Annotated in this window: 18 protein-coding genes; 7 read left to right on the top strand and 11 right to left on the bottom strand. The window is 61.7% G+C overall.

The genetic code is table 11. From position 1 onward, the window contains the following. Positions 1 to 9: 9 nt before the first annotated feature. The 3 genes from M0D65_RS28955 (at position 10) to M0D65_RS28945 (ending at position 3,288) form a co-directional block, all read left to right on the top strand. Positions 10 to 1,128: a phosphotransferase gene (locus tag M0D65_RS28955; protein WP_266255606.1), complete on the top strand. Its 1,119-nt coding sequence runs from the start codon at positions 10 to 12 to the stop codon at positions 1,126 to 1,128. A 52-nt stretch (positions 1,129 to 1,180) separates the two neighbouring features. Continuing rightward, the gene (locus M0D65_RS28950; RefSeq protein WP_091018255.1) at positions 1,181 to 2,440 is read left to right on the top strand and encodes an acyl-CoA dehydrogenase family protein; all 1,260 of its coding nucleotides are present in this window, start codon (positions 1,181 to 1,183) and stop codon (positions 2,438 to 2,440) included. Positions 2,441 to 2,586: 146 nt separating this feature from the next. Then, complete coding sequence (locus M0D65_RS28945; protein ID WP_266255605.1) at positions 2,587 to 3,288, top strand: glutathione binding-like protein; 702 nt, start codon at positions 2,587 to 2,589, stop codon at positions 3,286 to 3,288. Between the two features lie 120 nt (positions 3,289 to 3,408). Here M0D65_RS28945 and M0D65_RS28940 read toward each other — a convergent pair whose 3' ends face one another. Continuing rightward, positions 3,409 to 4,452 (bottom strand): LacI family DNA-binding transcriptional regulator, encoded by a 1,044-nt coding sequence (locus M0D65_RS28940; protein WP_266255604.1) that lies wholly within the window; start codon positions 4,450 to 4,452, stop codon positions 3,409 to 3,411. Positions 4,453 to 4,577: 125 nt separating this feature from the next. On the opposite strand from M0D65_RS28940, the gene M0D65_RS28935 reads away from it, so the two are divergent. From M0D65_RS28935 to M0D65_RS28920, 4 genes are all read left to right on the top strand, one after another. Next, entirely contained in the window at positions 4,578 to 5,537 is a 960-nt protein-coding gene (locus tag M0D65_RS28935; protein ID WP_266255603.1) for a substrate-binding domain-containing protein, read from the top strand. 72 nt (positions 5,538 to 5,609) lie between these two features. Beyond that, the gene (locus M0D65_RS28930) at positions 5,610 to 7,148 is read left to right on the top strand and encodes a sugar ABC transporter ATP-binding protein (protein WP_266255602.1); all 1,539 of its coding nucleotides are present in this window, start codon (positions 5,610 to 5,612) and stop codon (positions 7,146 to 7,148) included. Beyond that, positions 7,145 to 8,140, top strand: coding sequence for an ABC transporter permease (locus M0D65_RS28925; RefSeq protein ID WP_266255601.1), 996 nt, complete (start codon positions 7,145 to 7,147; stop codon positions 8,138 to 8,140). Before M0D65_RS28930 ends, M0D65_RS28925 begins: the two co-directional genes overlap by 4 nt. A gap of 18 nt (positions 8,141 to 8,158) precedes the next feature. Continuing rightward, entirely contained in the window at positions 8,159 to 9,151 is a 993-nt protein-coding gene (locus M0D65_RS28920; RefSeq protein ID WP_266255599.1) for a hypothetical protein, read from the top strand. Positions 9,152 to 9,172: 21 nt separating this feature from the next. On the opposite strand, the gene M0D65_RS28915 is transcribed toward M0D65_RS28920, so the two are convergent. From M0D65_RS28915 to nuoL, 10 genes are all read right to left on the bottom strand, one after another. Then, positions 9,173 to 9,637: a MaoC family dehydratase gene (locus tag M0D65_RS28915; protein WP_266255598.1), complete on the bottom strand. Its 465-nt coding sequence runs from the start codon at positions 9,635 to 9,637 to the stop codon at positions 9,173 to 9,175. Continuing rightward, the gene (locus M0D65_RS28910) at positions 9,634 to 10,107 is read right to left on the bottom strand and encodes a MaoC family dehydratase (RefSeq protein ID WP_266255597.1); all 474 of its coding nucleotides are present in this window, start codon (positions 10,105 to 10,107) and stop codon (positions 9,634 to 9,636) included. The genes M0D65_RS28915 and M0D65_RS28910 overlap by 4 nt, the downstream gene beginning before the upstream one ends. A 30-nt stretch (positions 10,108 to 10,137) precedes the next feature. Continuing rightward, entirely contained in the window at positions 10,138 to 11,265 is a 1,128-nt protein-coding gene (locus M0D65_RS28905) for an acyl-CoA dehydrogenase family protein (RefSeq protein ID WP_266255595.1), read from the bottom strand. Between the two features lie 10 nt (positions 11,266 to 11,275). After that, positions 11,276 to 12,472 (bottom strand): acyl-CoA dehydrogenase family protein, encoded by a 1,197-nt coding sequence (locus M0D65_RS28900; RefSeq protein WP_091018275.1) that lies wholly within the window; start codon positions 12,470 to 12,472, stop codon positions 11,276 to 11,278. 49 nt (positions 12,473 to 12,521) lie between these two features. Further along, positions 12,522 to 12,950: a DUF1178 family protein gene (locus M0D65_RS28895; RefSeq protein ID WP_091018279.1), complete on the bottom strand. Its 429-nt coding sequence runs from the start codon at positions 12,948 to 12,950 to the stop codon at positions 12,522 to 12,524. Positions 12,951 to 13,248: 298 nt separating this feature from the next. Continuing rightward, on the bottom strand, positions 13,249 to 13,839 hold the full coding sequence (locus M0D65_RS28890) for an NUDIX domain-containing protein (protein WP_091018282.1): 591 nt from the start codon (positions 13,837 to 13,839) through the stop codon (positions 13,249 to 13,251). A gap of 41 nt (positions 13,840 to 13,880) precedes the next feature. After that, on the bottom strand, positions 13,881 to 14,177 hold the full coding sequence (locus M0D65_RS28885; protein WP_091018284.1) for a DUF2818 family protein: 297 nt from the start codon (positions 14,175 to 14,177) through the stop codon (positions 13,881 to 13,883). Between the two features lie 3 nt (positions 14,178 to 14,180). Further along, complete coding sequence (nuoN, locus tag M0D65_RS28880) at positions 14,181 to 15,653, bottom strand: NADH-quinone oxidoreductase subunit NuoN (protein WP_266255592.1); 1,473 nt, start codon at positions 15,651 to 15,653, stop codon at positions 14,181 to 14,183. A gap of 25 nt (positions 15,654 to 15,678) precedes the next feature. Further along, complete coding sequence (locus tag M0D65_RS28875) at positions 15,679 to 17,169, bottom strand: NADH-quinone oxidoreductase subunit M (RefSeq protein WP_266255590.1); 1,491 nt, start codon at positions 17,167 to 17,169, stop codon at positions 15,679 to 15,681. A 14-nt stretch (positions 17,170 to 17,183) separates the two neighbouring features. Further along, a complete protein-coding gene (gene nuoL, locus M0D65_RS28870) occupies positions 17,184 to 19,268 on the bottom strand; it encodes an NADH-quinone oxidoreductase subunit L (protein WP_266255589.1) in 2,085 nt (694 codons plus the stop codon). Positions 19,269 to 19,278: the final 10 nt, after the last annotated feature.

Genomic DNA, 19,278 nt, shown 5'->3' with positions numbered 1-19,278 from the left:
GGAGGAGACATGGTTCAAGCGGCCCCCAACGGTGGCACAAACGGTGGCACACCCAGCCAGCCGGATTACTCGGCCTTCGAAGGCACCCGTGCGGTCAACGAGCGACAGCGGTTCGACACCGACGCGCTGAGCGCGTGGCTCGCACAGCATGTCGACGGTTTTGCCGGACCGCTCACGCTCGAGCAGTTTGCGGGCGGCCAGTCGAATCCCACCTTCAAGCTGATCACGCCGCAACGCAGCTATGTGATGCGCGCGAAGCCCGGCCCCGCGGCGAAGCTGCTGCCGTCCGCGCATGCTGTCGAACGCGAATACCGCGTGATGCACGCGCTCGCTGACACCGACGTGCCGGTCGCGAAGATGCTCGCGCTGTGCGAGGACGAAAGCGTGATCGGCCGTGCGTTCTATGTGATGGAGTTCGTCGAAGGTCGTGTGCTGTGGAATCAGTCGCTACCGGGTCTGACCAGCGACGAACGCGGTGCCATCTACGACGAGATGAACCGCGTGATCGCGGCGCTGCATTCGGTCAATGTCGCAGCGATCGGCCTCGCGGATTACGGCAAACCGGGCAATTACTTCGCCCGGCAGATCGGTCGCTGGAGCAAACAGTATCAAGCGTCGGAAACCGAACCGATCGACGCGATGCAGCGCTTGATCGAATGGTTGCCGCAGCACATGCCCGACGATACCGATGCACACGTGTCGATCGTGCATGGCGACTACCGGCTCGACAACCTGATCTTCCATCCGCATGAGCCGCGCGTGCTCGCCGTGCTCGACTGGGAACTGTCGACGCTTGGCGATCCGCTCGCCGACTTCGCATATCACTGTATGGCGTGGCACGTCGATCCGGCGCAGTTTCGCGGCATCGCGGGGCTCGACTGGGCGGCGCTCGGCATTCCCGACGAAGCGCATTACGTCGAACGCTATTGCAAGCGCACGGGCTTCGAGATTCGCGGCGACTGGAATTTCTATCTCGCCTACAACATGTTCCGAATCGCGGCGATCCTGCAGGGGATCATGAAGCGCGTCGTCGACGGTACCGCATCGAGCGCGCAGGCACTCGATGCCGGCAAGCGTGCGCGACCGATGGCGGAACTCGCGTGGCACTACGCACAGAAAGTCCGGTAGTCGTTCTGAACTTCACCATTCCCGTTCGCAGCTCGTCTTTCCGAGGCCATCCATGAATTTCGATTACACCCCCAAGGTCGAAGCGCTGCGCGAGAAATTGCTCGCGTTCTTCGACGCGCATATCTACCCGAACGAGGCAGTCTTCACCGCCGAGGTCGAGCGCAATCGCCAGAACGGCAATGCGTGGCTGCCAACTGAACTGATCGAGACGCTCAAGCAGGAAGCACGCGCCGCCGGCTTGTGGAATCTCTTCCTGCCCGATTCGGAACGTGGCGCCGGCTTGACCAATCTCGAGTACGCGCCGCTGTGCGAGATCATGGGCCGTGTGCCATGGGCGCCGGAAGTGTTCAACTGCAATGCGCCCGATACCGGCAACATGGAAACGATCGAGCGCTACGGCAGCGACGACAACAAGCGCGAATGGCTGGAGCCGTTACTGCAAGGACATATCCGCTCGGCGTTTCTGATGACGGAACCCGAAGTCGCTTCGTCGGATGCGACGAACATCCAGACGCGCATCACACGCGACGGCGATCACTACGTGATCAACGGGCACAAATGGTGGTCGTCCGGTGCGGGCGACCCGCGCTGCAAGGTGTACATCGTGATGGGCAAGACCGATCCCGATGCGCCACGCCATCAACAGCAGTCGATGATCCTCGTACCCGCCGACGCCGCCGGCATCACCGTGCACCGTCCGCTCACGCTGTACGGCTACGACGACGCGCCGCACGGCCATATGGATATCTCACTCGACAACGTGCGCGTGCCTGCGTCGAACCTGCTGCTCGGTGAAGGGCGTGGCTTCGAGATTGCACAGGGGCGCCTCGGGCCGGGACGGATTCACCATTGCATGCGTCTCATCGGGCTTGCGGAGCGAGCCATTGAGCTGATGGCAAAGCGCACGCTGCAGCGCGTCGCATTCGGAAAGCCGATCGCCGAACAGACCGTTACGCAGGAACGGATCGCCGAAGCGCGCTGCATGATCGAACAGGCCCGGCTGCTGACGCTCAAGACTGCGTACATGATGGACACCGTCGGCAACAAGGGCGCGCGCGGCGAGATCGCGATGATCAAGGTCGTCGCACCGAACATGGCATGTCAGATAATCGACTGGGCGATCCAGGCGCATGGCGCAGCAGGTCTGTGCGATGACTTTCCGCTCGCGTATGCGTACGCGCTCGCGCGCACGCTGCGTTTCGCCGACGGTCCCGACGAAGTACATCGCAACGCGATCGCGAAGCTCGAACTCGCGCGTCATCTGGGTCGTGACGCGGCAGCGCGTGTCGACATGCCAGTCACGCGTTCGTAACGGCACCGAGGCAGCAGCGCTGCAGGGCTGCGCGGCGCCCTGCACCATCGATCGAACTATGCTCTAATTTCCGCCAGCCCGGCGCTGCCCGGCCATGCCGCTGCATGGTCGGCTAACGCCGCACTTACGGAAACGAAGGAGCCACGATGATCGACGTCTATAGCTGGGCCACGCCGAATGGCCACAAGGTTCACATCATGCTCGAGGAGACTGGCCTCGTGTACACCGCGCATCCGGTCGACATCGGTGCTGGCGACCAGTTCAAGCCCGAATTCCTCGCCATCAGCCCGAACAACAAGATCCCCGCGATCGTCGATCCCGACGGTCCGCGCGGTGCGGACGGCAAGCCGTTTGCACTGTTCGAATCGGGGGCGATCCTGATCTATCTCGCCGAAAAGACCGGCCAGTTTCTGCCGTCCGAACCTGCGGCCCGCTACGCGACGCTGCAATGGCTGATGTTCCAGATGGGCGGGATCGGTCCGATGCTCGGCCAGACACACCACTTCCGTGTCTATGCGCCGCAGCAGATCGAATACGCGGTCAATCGCTACACGAACGAGACGCGGCGCCTGTACGGTGTGATGGAAACGCAGCTCGGCAAAAGCCAATATCTCGCGGGCGACGATTACACGATCGCGGATATCGCGACGTTCCCGTGGACGCGTTCATGGCAGAACCAGGGCATCGATATCGAGCAGTTCCCGAACGTGAAGCGCTGGCAGGCGGATATCTCGGCACGCCCTGCCGTGCAGCGCGGCGTCGAGGTGCTGGCCTCGGTCCGCAAGCCGGTGATGGATGACAAGGCGAAGGAAGTGTTGTTCGGTGCGACGCAGTACGCGAAGCACTAACGCGGGATGCGGCTCCGGTTATGGATTCGATACCGGAGCCTTGGGTCTTCTGTTGAAGTTCGTCAATTCCGCCAACGGTATTCGATCACGCCGCGAGACACGGCAAGTCACCGCTAGCTACTACACCCGCCGCTGTCTCGGCGGTCCGCTCGACTCGCGCACAACCAACCTCATCGGCTCGAAATGCTGGACTCCGGGCGTGTCCATCGACGATTCGCGCAGCCTGGACAGCAAGACCTCACTCGCCAGCGAACCGATCAGATCGGCACCCGCCGATAGCGTGGTGAGCGGCGGATTAGTATGCTCGGACGCAGCAACGTTGTCGCATCCGATCACCGCCAGATGTTTGCCCGCGCGCTTGCCCATCTTGTCCAGTTCATGCAGAACCCCAAAAGCCACCAGATCGTTGTAGCAGACGACGGCCGTAGGACGATGCTTCATTGCGAAGATTCTGCGCACGGCTTCGCGGCCGCCTGCCAGCGTGATCGGGACATCGATCATCCATGAGTCGTCGACGGGCAGACCATGCCCGGCCATCGCCGCGCGGTAGCCGCTGCTGCGATCGTGGGCAACCGTGTAGCCCGGGCGCATACCGGCGAACGCAATGCGCTTGTGGCCTCTCTCGACCAGATGTTCGGTTGCGACCTTGAAGCCGGCCCTGTTGTCGACGCCAACCGTGTCTATCCCGCTACCGCCGAGCGGGCGCATGAGCAGGACCAGCGGTATCCCCCAGGAGCGGATGGTCGCCGGAATTTCCTTTGGCGTATCGAGGGCGGGCGACATGATGAGTCCCGCCACATTGTTCTGGCGCATCGATTGCAGCACGCGAGCCTGCATATCCAGGTCTTCGGCCGTGTGCGACATGAACGTCGTATAGCCCGCTTTCGCGAGCGCGTGCTCCACGCTGACCAGCAATTCGACGATGAACGGGTTCGTCAGATCGTTAATGATCATCCCGATCGTGTTGCTACGGCGTTGTCGCAGGTTGGCCGCGCCCTGGTTGTAGACATACCCGAGCGCGCTGGCCGCAGCCATCACCCTCGCGGTTGTTTGCGCCTTGATCTTCGGGCTCTGCTGCAGCACCAGCGAGACGGTGGACTTCGACACCCCCGCCTTGACCGCGATGTCCTGGATGGTGGCGCCCGTATTTATTTTGCGCTGCAAAATTGGATCGTTCCAAAAATGGTTGACAACGCGATATTAGCAAAATATCCTGAATTGGAACGTTCCAATTCTCGCCTCAAAAATTGGAACGTTCCAACGCCAGAACGAAACGGAGACAACCCACCATGCAACGCTTCGGAAAAGTACTCGCCCTCGCCGTCCTGCTCGCGAGCGGATTCGTGAGCTTTCACGCGCAAGCAAAGCAGCCGGTCATTGCCGGCATCGTATTTCAGCAAGACCAGTACTTCAGGACGGTACAGATCGGTCTGCGCGACGCAGCTCAGGCAGCCGGGGCACAGTTGCTCGAGGGAGACAGCGACAACAAGCTGGAGAAAGAGTCGCAGTTGATCGATACGTACATCGCCCGCGGTGTGGACGCGATCGTCATCGCGCCAATCAGCGCGAAGGGATCGGTGAATGCGCTCCAGCGTGCGCGGGCGAAAGGCATCAAGGTGGTCACATACGGCACCTCGGTAAACGGCGACCTCGCGCAGGTCTCGGTTGTGAGCAGCGATCGCGAGCTCGGTCAGAGCACCGGCGACGCCACGCGGCAGTATCTGCAGAGCGTGCTTGCGCCCGGCGCAAAAGCGCAGATCGCCACGGTCGCCTTCAAATCGCAGGTGCCGGAGCAGAGCGACGCCCGCGTCGGTGGTTTTCTGGAAAAAGCCGGGCCTTCGGTGACGGTCGTTGCGCAACAGGATGCGTGGCTGCCTGAAAAAGCGGTCGCCGTGGTGGGCGACATCATCACCGCCCATCCTGGTGTCCAGGTGATCTTCGCAGCGAACGAAGGCGGCACGGTAGGCGCCGTCCAGGCAGTCAAGAACGCCGGGAAAGCCGGCAAGATTGTCGTGTTTGGAATCGACGGTACCGAGCAGACGGCGAAGGCGCTGCTGAGTCGCGACAACATCCTGCAGGCGGTCACGGCGCAGCAACCCTACCTGCTCGGCAAGAATGCATTGAATGCAGCCGTGGCGCTGATCGACGCGAAACCGGTCGACACGAAGATCGTCGTACCTTCGCGCCTGCTCACGAGGCAAAACCCGAAGCAGGTGCAAGACTTTCTCGCGGAAATCAAAAAGTACTGAGCCGCTCATTCGCCTCGACACACCTCATTGCCCGGTTGTCTCTCGGGACAGCCGCGCCGCTGGAAATATCGCATGTATAAACCCTTCAATCCCGAATCCGCCGATCCGGTAAGCGGCCGCGCGCGCCGCATCGCCCTGTCGCTGCGCGGGGTCCGGAAAACATATGGTTCGCTCGTCGCGATAGACGACTTCAGTCATGATTTTTCTGCCGGGCAGGTTCATGCACTGATTGGCAAGAATGGCTCGGGGAAAAGCACGTTTATCAAACTGCTGGCCGGCGTGATCCAGCCCGACCATGGAACGATCGAAGTCGACGGCGAGGCGGTGAGTCTCGATGGACCGCAGGCCGCATTGCAACGCGGTATCGCCACGGTTTATCAGGAACTGAGCCTCGTGCGCGAGCTGAGTGTCATGGAGAACATCTACCTCGGTCGGCTACCGCGCGCGAAGGGCGGCCTTCGCGTCGACTGGCACGCCGCACTCGATCACGCGCGCGCGTTGCTCGAATCGATGGGGCTGGATATCGATCCGGCCACGCCTGTACGGCGACTCAGTGTCGGTCAGCAACAGGTCGTCGAGATCGTCAAGGCGATGTCCAGCAAACCGCAGGTCCTGTTGCTCGACGAACCGACCTCTGCGCTTGCGAGCAGCGAAGTCTCACTGCTGTTCGACCTGATTCGTCGCTTGCGCAAGCAGGGCGTGACGATGATCTATATCTCGCATCGACTGGCGGAGCTGGACATGATTGCCGACACGGTGACGGTCATCCGCGACAGCCGCTATGTCGGGAGCGTGCCCATCGAGAAGGCGAGAGCCCCGGTCATCCTCGACATGATGTTCGGTGCAACGGAATTCGCGCGGCGCTCCGCCCCGCCCTCGCGTGACCGGACGCCGGTGCTGCAGGTCGATAGTCTCAGGTTGTTGCCAAAGCTCCAGGATGTATCGCTCACGTTGCACAAAGGCGAAGTCCTGGGCATTGCGGGCATGCTCGGGTCCGGGCGCACGGAACTGCTACGCGCGATCTACGGACTGCTGCCGGTCGAGTCGGGGTCTATCGCCATCGACGGCGAACAGGTACCGCATCCCACGCCGGACAAGATGAAGGCGCTGGGCATGGGATACACCTCGGAAAACCGCAAGGAAGACGGACTCGTTCAGATCGCCAGCGTGCGCGACAACCTGTGCCTTGCCGGCTTGCGACGCATCGCACCGCGCGGGTGGATCACCCGCGCGATGGAACAGCCCCATGTCGACGCCAATATCCGCAATCTACATATCAAGGTATCCAGCCCGGATCAGCCCGTTTCTTCGCTATCGGGCGGCAATCAGCAAAAGATCGTCATCGGCAACTGGCTCAACACGCTGCCCAAGGTGCTCCTGTTCGACGAACCGTCGCGTGGCATCGATCTCGTCGCCAAGCAGCAGATCTTCCAGATCATCTGGCAACAGGCGGCCCAGGGACTTTCTTCGATTGTGGTCTCTACCGAGCTGGAAGAGTTGCTCGAAGTATGCGACCGGATTCTCGTGATGCGCGACGGACGCATCCGCGGAGAACTCGACCCCGCAAAGGTCGATGCGAAAGAACTGTACGCAGCATGCATGGAGGAATGATGATTGCAATAGAAAGAGAGTCGACGATCGGTCACAGCATTTTTAGCTGGCTGAAGAATCGTCCAATGGAAGTGATCCTGATTGTCCTGTTTCTGGTTCTCACCGCGGTCGCGCCGAATTTCTTCACGCTGGATAACCAGCTGAATGTGCTGCGCAATATCACGATGCAAGGGATCATCGCTTTCGGGATGACGATGGTCATCGTCTCGGGCGAAATCGACTTGAGCGTGGGTTCGGGTGTGGCCTTTTCCGGCTGCGTCGTGGCACTGGTCGTGCAGGAACTGGACGGAGTGCTTGGCGATGTCGGCGCGGTTCTGCTTGGATGCCTGCTCGCGATCGCGTTGCTGTGCGTTGCTGCCATGGTGTCCGGGTTGCTGCGTCAATACACGCGCGTACCGACGTTCATCACATCCCTTGCGATGCTGACCGGTCTGTTTGGCGCGGCCAATCTGTTGACGCGAGGATTCCCGCTCACACCATTCCCCGACTGGTACGGCTTCATGGGCAGCGGCTATATCTTCGGCGTTCCATTTCCGGTCTATGTGTTCGTCGCCATCTTCGTCGCGATTCATTTGCTGATGAAGCACACCACCTTTGGCCGCGCGGTCTACGCGGTAGGCGGCAACGCAGAGGCCGCACATCTGTCCGGCATCCGCATCTGGCGCGTGAAAACGCTGGCTCTCGTGATTACGGCGGCACTGACCGCCGTCAGCGGGATTCTGGTTTCTGCGCAGACCATGGCCGGCAACGCCGCGGCGGCAAAGGGCTGGGAGCTCGATGTGATTTCAGCGGTCATTATCGGCGGCACCAGTCTGTTTGGCGGACGCGGGCAGGTTTGGGGAACACTGATCGGCGTCGTATTTCTTGGGGTGATCATCAACGGCATGACGCTGATGAACATCAGCGAATACTGGCAGTACGTCGTGCGCGCCATTCTGATTCTCGGCGCCGTTCTGCTGAATTCGGTAGTGGAAAAGTACCGTGATCGTTGAGTTTCCAGAAAGTTGACCGTGGACACATGGGAAATCAACTGGTCGCATGGGCGCGGTACGGTGCAAGCATTGGGCGGCATGCTGGGGCCCGTGCACTTTCGCTTACCGGACGATCGCTTTGTTCAGCCGTTCGCACTGTTCCCGTGGCGCGAGGAAATTCCGCCGCACGGCCACGCTCCGCTGGTCGGGTTGATGGCACACGGTGGCGGTGAGTGGCCGTGCGTGCCCTTTGGCGAGGACCCCTGCTCCGTTAAACCGGCATGGCAACCTCCGCTTCACGGCGAAGCCGCGCATGGCGTATGGAAGCGAACCGACGATGGACGAGATCCAGCGTCGCTGACCTTGCAATATCGGTGCGGCCCCGCGGGCCCGATCGAGACGCTCTACCGACAGATCAAGGGGAACGCCGGCGAAGCCAGCATCGAATGCAGCCTGATCATCCGTGCGAGGCAAGCATGCCGTGTGCCGGTCGGATTGCATCCGACCTTGCGCGTGCCCGAGCGTCCCGGGCAACTGGTGCTACATCCTGGAGACTTCGATTTCGCCATGACCTATCCGCGCGAAGTGGAAACGGATGCAGATCTACTTGCTCCCGACAGGACATTCCTGGATCTGTCGTGCGCGCCCAGACGAAACGGACAAGCCATCGATTTGACGCGCTATCCGCTCGCCGTCGCCACCGAATCGCTGGTGCAGATGTGCGGAATCGACGGGCACGTAGCGGTCGAGAACCTCGACGAACACTATCGCGTCGATCTTGATTGGGACGCAGCGCAATTGCCTTCATGCGTGCTCTGGATCAGCAATGGCGGTCGTGCCAGCTGGCCGTGGAGCCGGCGTCATTTTGCATTGGGAATCGAACCGGTTTGTTCGGCATTCGATCTCGGCCTGGCGGCAAGCACGCGACCCAATGCGATATCGGGCCAGGGCATCGCTACCGCGATGAATCTGGACCCGAGTGTTCCAACCGTCATTCGCTACAAGATGAGCGTAGCCGCTTCCACGCGCTGACAATACCCTGCGCGCAGAAAACTAGAAATAATGCCGCGAGATGAATTCGGCCACGCACACCGGCCGCTCGCTGCCCTGCCGCTCGAGTGTCACGTTCCACACCACTTGCACGCCGTCGTCGTCGATATCGTTCACACCCTGCACGGCAAAGCTCGCACGCACCTGCGATCCAACCGGCACCGGCGAAGTAAAGCGCACCTTGTTCAGACCGTAGTTGACGCCCATGCGCTGTTGCAGCGCGACTGTGCGCTCGAGTAGCCCCGGGATCAGCGACAACGTCATGAAGCCATGCGCAATCGGACCACCAAACGGCGATTCGCGACGCGCACGCTCAGGGTCGATGTGAATCCACTGGCGATCGCCGGTCGCTTCCGCAAAACGGTCGACGCTCGCCTGGTCGATTTCGATCCACTCGCTGACACGCGGCGCCGCGCCGACCAGTGCGTGCACCGCCGCTGCGTCGGCAAGCGGCGCTTCGGTCGTCATGCCGCCGCCTGCGGATGACGCAGCCCGAAGATCCCCTTCGAACGCACGACGACCACCTTCTCGCCGTCCTGGTTGAAGCCTTCCCACATCGTCGAGACGATGCCGCGGTCCGGACGGCTCTCCGATACGCGCTTGTCGAGCACCGAATTCTTCAGCGTGATCGTGTCGCCGACGCGCACGGGTTTGATCCAGCGAATCTCGTCGATACCGGGCGAGCCCATCGACGTCGAGTCGGCCAGCAGGTTGCGCACCATCAGTCCCATCAGCACCGAGCATGTATGCCAGCCGCTTGCGACCAGCGTGCCGAACGGCGATGCTGCCGCGGCCGCGTCGTCGAGGTGAAACGGCTGCGGATCGAACTCGCTGGCAAAGCGCAGGATCTCGTCGCGTTCAAACGTATGGGAGCCGACCACGGTCGTCGTCCCTATTTCCATGTCTTCGTAACTGAGACGCCTGGTCACTGTCGTCATAGCATGTCCTTGAAGATTGCGTCGCCGGCGTCAGACCGTGGCGACGGCGAAATCGGGCAACGCGGCAAAGCGCGCAAGATGATGATCGACGTCGCCGAGTGTGGTTTCTATGATCGCGAGGCGTTTGAACAGATGCGCCGCCGCGACTTCGTTCGTCACGCCCATGCCGCCATGCAGCTGCACCGCCTGCTGACCGACGAAGCGCGCGGCCTGACCCACCCGCACCTTCGCCGCCGATACAGCACGTCGCCGTTCGTCGGCGTTCTGGCTCGCGTAACGCACTGCTGCCAGGTACGTGATCGAGCGCGCCTGCTCCGCGTGAATCAGCATCTCGACCATCCGGTGTTGCAGCGCCTGGAAACGCGCGATCGGTGTGCCGAACTGCTGGCGTGTCTTCGTGTAGTCGACGGTGGCGTGATTCAGCGCGTCGAGTGCGCCGACGGCTTCCGCGCACAACAGCACCGTGCCGTAATCGGCGATGTGTTCGAGTGCGGCCGCTCCCGCGTGCGCGCCGGTCAACGGACGCGCCGGCGTGTTCGAGAATGTGAGCGTCGCGGCGCGCTGGCCGTCGATAGTGCGGTAATCGGCGATCTGCACACCTGTCGCGTCGCGTGCGACGACAAACAACGCAATCTCGCCGTTAAGGCGCGCGGGCACGATCCAGTAGTCGGCTTGGGCGCCGTGCTGCACGACGGACTTGGTGCCGGTCAGCAGCGTGCTGTCGCCGTTGCGGGTCGCAACCGTGTCGACGACAAACAGGTCGTAGCGTGCGCGCGGCTCGTGGAACGCAGTCGCGAGCTTGATCTCGCCCTGCGCGGCGCGTTCGAGCAGCACAGCGTCTTCGCCTTGCGCTGTACCTGCCAGACGCAGCGCTTCGATGCCAACGGCGGTTGCCCAGTAAGGCTCGATGACAAGCGCGCGGCCCAGATCCTGCATCACGACCAGCATATCGACGGCACTGCCGTTGAAACCGCCCTGCGCCTCAGGCACCGGCAACGCGGTGATACCGAGTTCGCTCAGCGCCTGCCACTGCGGAGCCGACACGCCCGCTTCCGAACGCACGATAGTCTGACGCGCTTCGAAGCCGTAACTCTTGTCCAGATAGCGGCGCAGTGCGTCGGCGAATTGCTGCTGTTCGTCGGTGAAAGTGAAGTTCATGCGCCGCTCCTCAGAGTCCCAGAATCATCTGCGCGATGATGTTCTTTTGAATTTCGTTCGAGCCGCCGTAGATCGACGTCTTGCGGAAATTGAAGTAGTACGCGGCCAGCGGCGCCGCGTCGTCGTCGCCGGCTGCGCTATGCGCGTGCTCGCCTTCGAGGAACGGCACATCGAATGGCGCGGCGAGCGGACCGACCGCTTCGACCATCAGCTCGGTCAGTGCCTGCTGAACCTCCGTTCCCTTGATCTTCAGCATCGATGCTTCGGGACCGGGCCCCCGACCGCCCGTCTCGCTCGCGACGACGCGCTGCACCGTGACTTCGAGTGCCATCAGTTCGATTTCGAGGCTGGCGACTTTTGCGGCAAACACCGGATCGTGCAGCAGCGGTTTACCGTTCTTCTGCTGATCGAGCGCGACGCGCTTGAGGAACGCCAGCTCGCGTTTCGAGCCGCCGACACGCGCGATACCGGTGCGCTCGTGACCGAGCAGATATTTCGCGTAGGTCCAGCCGCGATTTTCTTCGCCGACCAGATTTTCCAGCGGCACCTTCACGTCTTCGAAGAACACCTCGTTAACCTCATGCTCTTCGTCGAGCATGATGATCGGGCGCACGGTGATGCCGGGTGTTTTCATGTCGATCAGCAGGAACGAGATGCCCTCCTGCTTCTTCGCGCCGCTGTCGGTGCGCACGAGACAGAACATCATGTCCGCGAACTGACCGAGCGTGGTCCACGTCTTCTGTCCGTTCACGATGTAGTGATCGCCGGCCCGCTCTGCGCGCGTGCGCAGCGACGCCAGATCCGAGCCCGAGCCCGGCTCCGAATAACCCTGGCACCACCAGTCGGTCCCATCGAGAATGCGCGGCAGATAATGGCGTTGCTGCGCCTCGTTGCCGTACTTCATCAAGACGGGCGCCACCATCGATACGCCGAACGGCAGCACCGGCGGCGCGCCGATCAGTGCGCATTCCTCGTCCCAGATGTGGCGCTGGGTCGCATTCCAGCCCGGCCCGCCGAATTCGACGGGCCACGCAGGCGCCGACCAGCCACGCTGGCCGAGCACACGATGCCAGTGCGCGAAGTCTTCGCGGGCGAGACGTTTGTGATTGAGTACCTTCTCGCGCACCTCGTGAGGGAGGTTGGCTTCGAGCCAGGTGCGGATGTCGGCGCGGAATGCGTCGTCGGCGGGGGAGTAATCCAGATCCATGCGCAGTGTCTCCTGAGCGCACCGGTCTCCGCCGCGAACGAACCGTGCGCTATTGCAACGGTTCTTTCAATGCGGCCGGGATCGGCAGCGACATGATTTCGATGCCTTCTTCGACCAGGGCTTTCGCATCTTCGGGCGTGGTGACACCCCGAATACTGCGTGCGGGCGCTTCATCGTAATGAATGCGCCGCGCTTCCTCGGCGAAGCGATCGCCCACGTTCTCGGTTTTTTCCAGCACCTCGCGCAAGGCGCGCATGACGCGCGCCTGCTGTTCACCGGTGTCCGCCGCGACCTGCTGCGCGTCGCTCGCCCCCGACAGATTCAGCCGGGGCGCCGACGGCAAACGGCTTACCTCAGTTGCCCCGCAAATCGGACATTCGACGAGCTTGCGGGACAACTGCGATTCGAAATCGTCGGTGGAAGCGAACCAGCCTTCGAACCGATGGCCGTGCGGGCACTGTAAATCGAGGACCTTCATGTGGAATCAGGGCTTGCGTGTGAGTTTAGCGCAAAATGGAATTTTGTGAACGACCGTTCGTAAATATTGGCGTGGTCCGGTGGTATCGATTCTGCGCACGATCGCCGGAACGGGTTGCCCGGACACGGTCACCCGGAACGGTTGCCGGATTCTAGCGCGTCAGAACAAAGCGTGCCGACCGGTACGGGTTGCTTCGTATAAGCTGGCTGCCCCGCACAAGCAACAACGGCAGCCTGCATGGCTGCCGTTGTGGTTCGTTCATCGCCGTCATGCGTCGATGCGCGGCGCGAGCGCTCCGTCAGCCCTGCGCCGGCTCCGTCGCCGACCATGCGCCCGACAACACCTTCTCGAGCCAGAACGTCCCGATGATCGTCTTCACATCGGTGACCTTGCCGGTGCGAACCCACTCGGACATGTCCGCGGGCGTCGCCGTGAACAGTTCGAGAAACTCGCCTTCATCGAGCTTGCGCTCGCCTGCGGTCAACCCACGCGCGAGGTAGATGTCGATGAACTCGGTCGAGTACGAGATGATCGGATGGATGCGAGTGAGGAACAGATATTCGCGCGCGGTGTAGCCCGTTTCCTCGAGCAGCTCGCGCTTCGCACAGGCGAGCGACCCTTCGCTCGGATCGAGCTTGCCGGCCGGATATTCGACCATCACCTTGCCGATCGGATAGCGAAACTGGCTTTCGAGCAGCACATGACCGTCGTCGAGCAGCGGAATCACCATCACCGCTCCCGGATGCTTCACATACTCACGCGTTGCGTGCTTACCGTCCGGCAATTCGACGGTATCGCACTTGAGCGTCAGGAAGTGGCCCTGATGCAGCGTCTTGCTCTCGATGCACTTCTCGGTGAGCGCAGCGGTGTGATCGGGAACTTCAGCCATATGCGACCTCGGAACAGCGTGGTGCGCGACGGCGTGAGCCGTCAGCGGCGTTTGAGAAGATACTGGAAAGTGAAACCGGGGAACGCGAACACGACGAACAGGCTGAACGTAATTGCATAGAACTGCCAGCCCTGCTCGAAGCGGTTGCCGGCACGCGCTTCGAGCATGAAGCCCAAGGCGCCGACCGCGAAATACAGCACGATCAGTTCGCCGATCCTGATCCACGCGCTCTTCTTCACGACCCCAAAGGGCACACAAGCAAAGATGCGTTGATTCAGGAACGGCAGGTTGGCGCCGACCAGCGCCAACAACACGATAAACCAGCCCGCCGCCGACATCGATTAGTGCGGCAGCGAGTGCGAGATGGCCTGCAGGCAGATCGCCATCAGCGGGCCCGGCACGATACCCAGCGCCAGAGCCGCGAGGCCGTTCAGCGTCAGCAGTGCGCGCTTGCAGGTATCGGCCGAGATCGGCGCCGTGTCCTGCGGCTCGTCGAAATACATCACCTTCACGATGCGCAGGTAGTAGAACGCGCCGAACAGCGACGTGATCACCGCCAGCACCGCAAGCCACGTCAAGCCGGCGTTCATCGTCGCTTCGAGCACGGAGAGCTTGGCGTAGAAGCCGACGGTCGGCGGAATGCCCGCGAGCGAGAACATCAGCACCATCATCACGAACGCGAATACCGGGCTGCGCTGGTTGAGGCCCTTGAAGTCGTCGATGGTTTCCGCTTCGAAATCGCGGCGAGCCAGCAACATCACCACGCCGAACGAACCGAGCGTCGTCACCAGATAGACGATGCTGTAGAACATCGCCGAACCATACGCGCTCGCCGCACCACCCGACTTGCCGTCGACCACGCCCGAGAGCAGGCCGAGCAGCACGAAGCCCATGTTCGAGATCGCCGAGTAAGCGAGCATCCGCTTGATGTTGCGCTGAACGATACCGGTGATATTACCGACGATCATCGACAGCGCCGCGAGAATGACGAGCATCTGCTGCCAGTCGACTGCGAGCGGCAGCAGTCCCATCACGAGGAAGCGCAGGCCCCACGCGAACGCAGCCACCTTCGGGCCGCCGCCGGTGAGCAGCGTCATCGCGGTCGGCGCGCCCTGGTAGACGTCCGGCACCCACATATGGAACGGCACCGCACCCATCTTGAACGCGATCCCCGCGACGATGAAGATCACGCCGAACAGCATCACGCCCTTGTCGAACGATTGCGTGCTCAATACCTTCCACACTTCGCCGAGTTCGAGCGAGCCGGTCGCGCCGTACAGCATCGAGATGCCGTACAGCAGGAAGCCCGATGCGAGCGCGCCCAGCACGTAGTATTTCATCGCCGCTTCGTTCGACTGCGGCGCATCGCGGCGCAGTGCGATCACTGCGTACAGCGACAGCGACATCAGTTCGAGACCGAGGTACAGCGTCAGGAAGTTGTTGCCCGAGATCATCACGAGCTGCCCGAGCAGCGAGAACATGCCGAGCAGGAAGAAGTCGCCGCGGAACAGGTCGCGGTCCTCGAGATACTTGCGCGAGTACACGATCGACACTGCATAACCCAGCGACACCACCGCTTTCATCGCGCTGGCGAACGAATCGACCACCACCATGCGCGAGAAAAAGTAGTACTGGTTCGGATCGAGGGCGTTCACGGCGAACCACACGCCAGCAACCACCGAGCCGAGCAGCGCGATGAAGTACGTGGTGCGGCGGCCGGCCTGGCCGACGAAGGTGTCGTTGAGCCACGCGACGATGACGGCAAGCATCACCAGCGCGTCGGGCAACAGGGCACTCATAGGGGCGTTTTGCATGATCTTTAGATTCCTCCGCTCGGCATTACTGTGGCAACGGCAGCTTCGACTGCGCGACGTGGGAGAGGAGGTTTTCCACGGATACGTGCATCACATCGGTAAAGGGCTTCGGATACAGACCCATGAACAGCGTCAGGACAGCCAGTACGGCCAGCATGAAGAACTCGCGGCGGTTGATGTCGACCAGGTTCTTCACGTGGTCGTTGGCGACCGCGCCGAAGTAGACGCGCTTGTACATCCACAGCGTGTAGGCCGCGCCAAGAATCAGCGTGAATGCTGCGCCGAAGCCGATCCAGAAGTTGAACTGGACGGAGGCGAGAATCACCATGAATTCACCGACGAAACCCGAGGTACCCGGCAAGCCGCAGTTGGCCATTGCGAACAGCATCACGAACGCCGCGAACTTCGGCATCACGTTCACGACGCCGCCGTAGTCGGCGATCTGGCGCGAGTGCATACGGTCGTACAGCACACCGATACACAGGAACATCGCGCCCGACACGAAACCGTGCGAGATCATCTGGACGATCGCGCCTTCCACACCGAGCTGATTGAAGATAAAGAAACCGAGTGTGACGAAGCCCATGTGCGCAATCGACGAATACGCAACCAGCTTCTTCATGTCGGCCTGCACCAGCGCGACGAGACCGATGTAGATCACCGCGATCAGCGACAGCGTGATGACGACCGGCGCGAGGTAGTGGCTGGCGTCCGGTGCGATCGGCAGCGAGAAGCGCAGGAAACCGTACGCACCGAGCTTCAGCATGATCGCGGCCAGCACGACCGAGCCGCCCGTCGGCGCTTCCACGTGGGCATCCGGCAACCACGTGTGGACCGGCCACATCGGCACCTTGACCGCGAACGCGAGGAAGAACGCTATGAACAGCAGTATCTGCGGCGTCATCGCAATCTTCGCGGCGTGCCACGTGGCGAGATCGAACGTGCCGGTCTGCGTGTACAGATACAGCAGCGCGATCAGCATCAACAGCGAGCCCATCAGCGTGTACAGGAAGAACTTGAAGGCCGCATACACGCGGTTCGGTCCGCCCCACACACCGATGATGATGTACATCGGGATCAGCGTCGCTTCGAAGAACACGTAGAACAGCAGGCCGTCAGCGGAGCTGAACACGCCGACCATGATCCCCGAGAGAATCAGGAACGCGGCCAGATACTGCGCTACGTTCTTCGTGATGACTTCCCACGCGGCGATCACGACGATCACCGTGATCAGCGCGGTCAACACGACGAACCACATCGAGATGCCGTCGACACCGAGGTGATACGTGATGTTGAAGCGCTCGATCCAGTTCGCCTGTTCGACGAACTGCAGCGCTGCGCTGCTGTTATCGAACTGCGTGAACAGCGGAATCGTGACGAGCAGGCTGAGGATCGAGCCGATCAGCGCAAGCCAGCGCGCGGGCGCCGGGTTCTTGTCTGAGCCGATGGCGAGGACCAGGATACCGAAGACGATCGGCATCCAGATCGCAATACTGAGAATCGGATAAGTGTGCATTCGTGTCCCTCGCCTTATTTGCCGCCGAGCGTTACAAACAGGGTCAGGAGCCCCAGCATACCGATGATCATGGCAAACGCGTAGTGGTAGATGTAACCGGATTGGAGGAAGCGGATCACGCCGGCAAACCACCCGACGAAGCGCGCGCTTCCGTTGACGAGACCGTCGATGACCACGACGTCGCCCTCTTTCCAGAGGCCACGGCCGATCGCGACCGCTCCCTTGGCGAAGACGATTTCGTTGATCTTGTCCATGTAGTACTTGTTGTCGAGCAGCGTGTAGATCGGACCGAACGCGCGCTTGACGACAGCCGGCAGATCGGGACGCTTCAGGTACAGGAACCACGCCACGACCACACCGGCAAGCGCCAGCCAGACCGGCAGCCCCTGCACCGAATGCACGCCCATCTCGGCCCAACCGTGGAATTCCTCGGCCATTTCGCGCAGCGCCGGGTGGTTCTCGCCGACGAAGATCACCTTGTCGAACACAACGCCGTGCGAGAAGAAGTCGCCGTACAGCATCGGGCCAATGGCAAGCGCACCGATGATCACCGACGGAATGGCCAGCAGCACCAGCGGCAGCCATACCACCCACGGCGTCTCGTGCGGTTCGTGCGCGTGGCCGTGATCGTCGTGCCCATGGCCATGACCGTGATCGTCATGACCGTGGTCGTGGTCGTGCGCGGCAGCAGCCGCTGCGATGCCCATCGGCGACTCAGGGTGCTTCGGCTTGCGGAAACGCTCTTCGCCGTGGAACACGAGGAAGTACATACGGAACGAGTACAGCGCCGTGACGAACACGCTCGCCACCACCGCGAAGTACGCGAAGCCCGAACCCGGCAGATGCGAGAGCTTCACCGCATCGATGATCGAGTCTTTCGAGTAGAAGCCCGAGAAGAACGGCGTACCGATCAGCGCAAGCGAACCGATCAGCGACGTGATCCACGTGATCGGCATGTACTTGCGCAGGCCGCCCATGTTGCGCATGTCCTGGTCGTGGTGCATGCCGATGATCACCGAGCCTGCGCCAAGGAACAGCAACGCCTTGAAGAACGCGTGCGTAGTAAGGTGGAACACGGCGACCGGGTACGCGGACACGCCGAGTGCGACCGTCATGTAGCCGAGCTGCGACAGCGTCGAATACGCGACGACACGCTTGATGTCGTTCTGCACGATGCCGAGAAAGCCCATGAAGAGCGCGGTAATCGCGCCGATCACCGTGATGAACGACAGTGCGCTATCCGACAGCTCGAACAGCGGCGACATACGCGTCACCATGAAGATACCGGCAGTCACCATCGTTGCCGCGTGAATCAGCGCGGAGATCGGCGTCGGGCCTTCCATCGAATCGGGCAGCCACACGTGCAGCGGGAACTGCGCCGACTTACCCATCGCGCCGATGAAGAGGCAAATACAGGCAACCGTCAGCAGGCCCCAGCTCGTGCCCGGGAAATTCAGCGCCGCGAGTTCGTGGCTCTTCGCGAACACGTCGCCGTAGTTCATCGAACCGGCAAACGCGAGCAGCAAGCCGATTCCGAGCAGAAAACCGAAGTCGCCGACGCGGTTCACGACGAACGCCTTCATGTTCGCGTAGATCGCGCTTTCACGCGTGTAGTAGAAGCCGATCAGCAGGTACGACACGAGGCCCACCGCTTCCCAGCCGAAGAACAGCTGCAGGAAGTTGTTGCTCATCACGAGCATCAGCATCGAGAACGTGAACAGCGAGATGTACGAGAAGAAGCGCTGGTAGCCGATCGGTTCGTCGGCCATGTAGCCGATCGTATAGATGTGCACCATCAGCGACACGAAGGTCACCACGCACATCATCATCGCGGTCAGCGAGTCGACGAGGAAGCCGACTTCGAACTTCAGCTTGCCGACCGACATCCATTCGTAGACGGTCGCGTTGAAGCTCGCGCCGTTCATGACGTCGAGCAGCACCATCGCCGACAGGATGAAGGAGATCGCGACGCCGAGTATGGTGACCGAGTGAGCGCCCTTGCGCCCCACTGCGTTCCCGAACAGCCCCGCAATCAGCGAGCCGGCCAGCGGTGCCAGCGGTATCGCGAGCAGCAGGTTTTCGTTGAGTGTCGTTGACATAACAGCTTTG

The sequence above is a fragment of the Paraburkholderia sp. CHISQ3 genome (assembly GCF_030464945.1).
GTDB lineage: Bacteria > Pseudomonadota > Gammaproteobacteria > Burkholderiales > Burkholderiaceae > Paraburkholderia > Paraburkholderia megapolitana.
The sequence above is the reverse complement of the archived record's forward strand: the minus strand, read 5'-3'. Positions and strand labels throughout refer to the sequence as shown.

Coding starts and splice junctions, on each gene's coding strand:
- M0D65_RS28935 (WP_266255603.1), top strand. CDS start 4,578: ATGCAACGCTTCGGAAAAGTACTCGCCCTCGCCGTCCTGCTCGCGAGC.
- M0D65_RS28875 (WP_266255590.1), bottom strand. CDS start 17,169: ATGCACACTTATCCGATTCTCAGTATTGCGATCTGGATGCCGATCGTC.
- M0D65_RS28890 (WP_091018282.1), bottom strand. CDS start 13,839: ATGGCTGAAGTTCCCGATCACACCGCTGCGCTCACCGAGAAGTGCATC.
- M0D65_RS28925 (WP_266255601.1), top strand. CDS start 7,145: ATGATGATTGCAATAGAAAGAGAGTCGACGATCGGTCACAGCATTTTT.
- M0D65_RS28915 (WP_266255598.1), bottom strand. CDS start 9,637: ATGACGACCGAAGCGCCGCTTGCCGACGCAGCGGCGGTGCACGCACTG.
- M0D65_RS28885 (WP_091018284.1), bottom strand. CDS start 14,177: ATGTCGGCGGCGGGCTGGTTTATCGTGTTGTTGGCGCTGGTCGGCGCC.
- nuoN (WP_266255592.1), bottom strand. CDS start 15,653: ATGCAAAACGCCCCTATGAGTGCCCTGTTGCCCGACGCGCTGGTGATG.
- M0D65_RS28900 (WP_091018275.1), bottom strand. CDS start 12,472: ATGGATCTGGATTACTCCCCCGCCGACGACGCATTCCGCGCCGACATC.
- M0D65_RS28895 (WP_091018279.1), bottom strand. CDS start 12,950: ATGAAGGTCCTCGATTTACAGTGCCCGCACGGCCATCGGTTCGAAGGC.
- nuoL (WP_266255589.1), bottom strand. CDS start 19,268: ATGTCAACGACACTCAACGAAAACCTGCTGCTCGCGATACCGCTGGCA.
- M0D65_RS28910 (WP_266255597.1), bottom strand. CDS start 10,107: ATGACGACAGTGACCAGGCGTCTCAGTTACGAAGACATGGAAATAGGG.
- M0D65_RS28950 (WP_091018255.1), top strand. CDS start 1,181: ATGAATTTCGATTACACCCCCAAGGTCGAAGCGCTGCGCGAGAAATTG.
- M0D65_RS28955 (WP_266255606.1), top strand. CDS start 10: ATGGTTCAAGCGGCCCCCAACGGTGGCACAAACGGTGGCACACCCAGC.
- M0D65_RS28905 (WP_266255595.1), bottom strand. CDS start 11,265: ATGAACTTCACTTTCACCGACGAACAGCAGCAATTCGCCGACGCACTG.
- M0D65_RS28945 (WP_266255605.1), top strand. CDS start 2,587: ATGATCGACGTCTATAGCTGGGCCACGCCGAATGGCCACAAGGTTCAC.
- M0D65_RS28930 (WP_266255602.1), top strand. CDS start 5,610: ATGTATAAACCCTTCAATCCCGAATCCGCCGATCCGGTAAGCGGCCGC.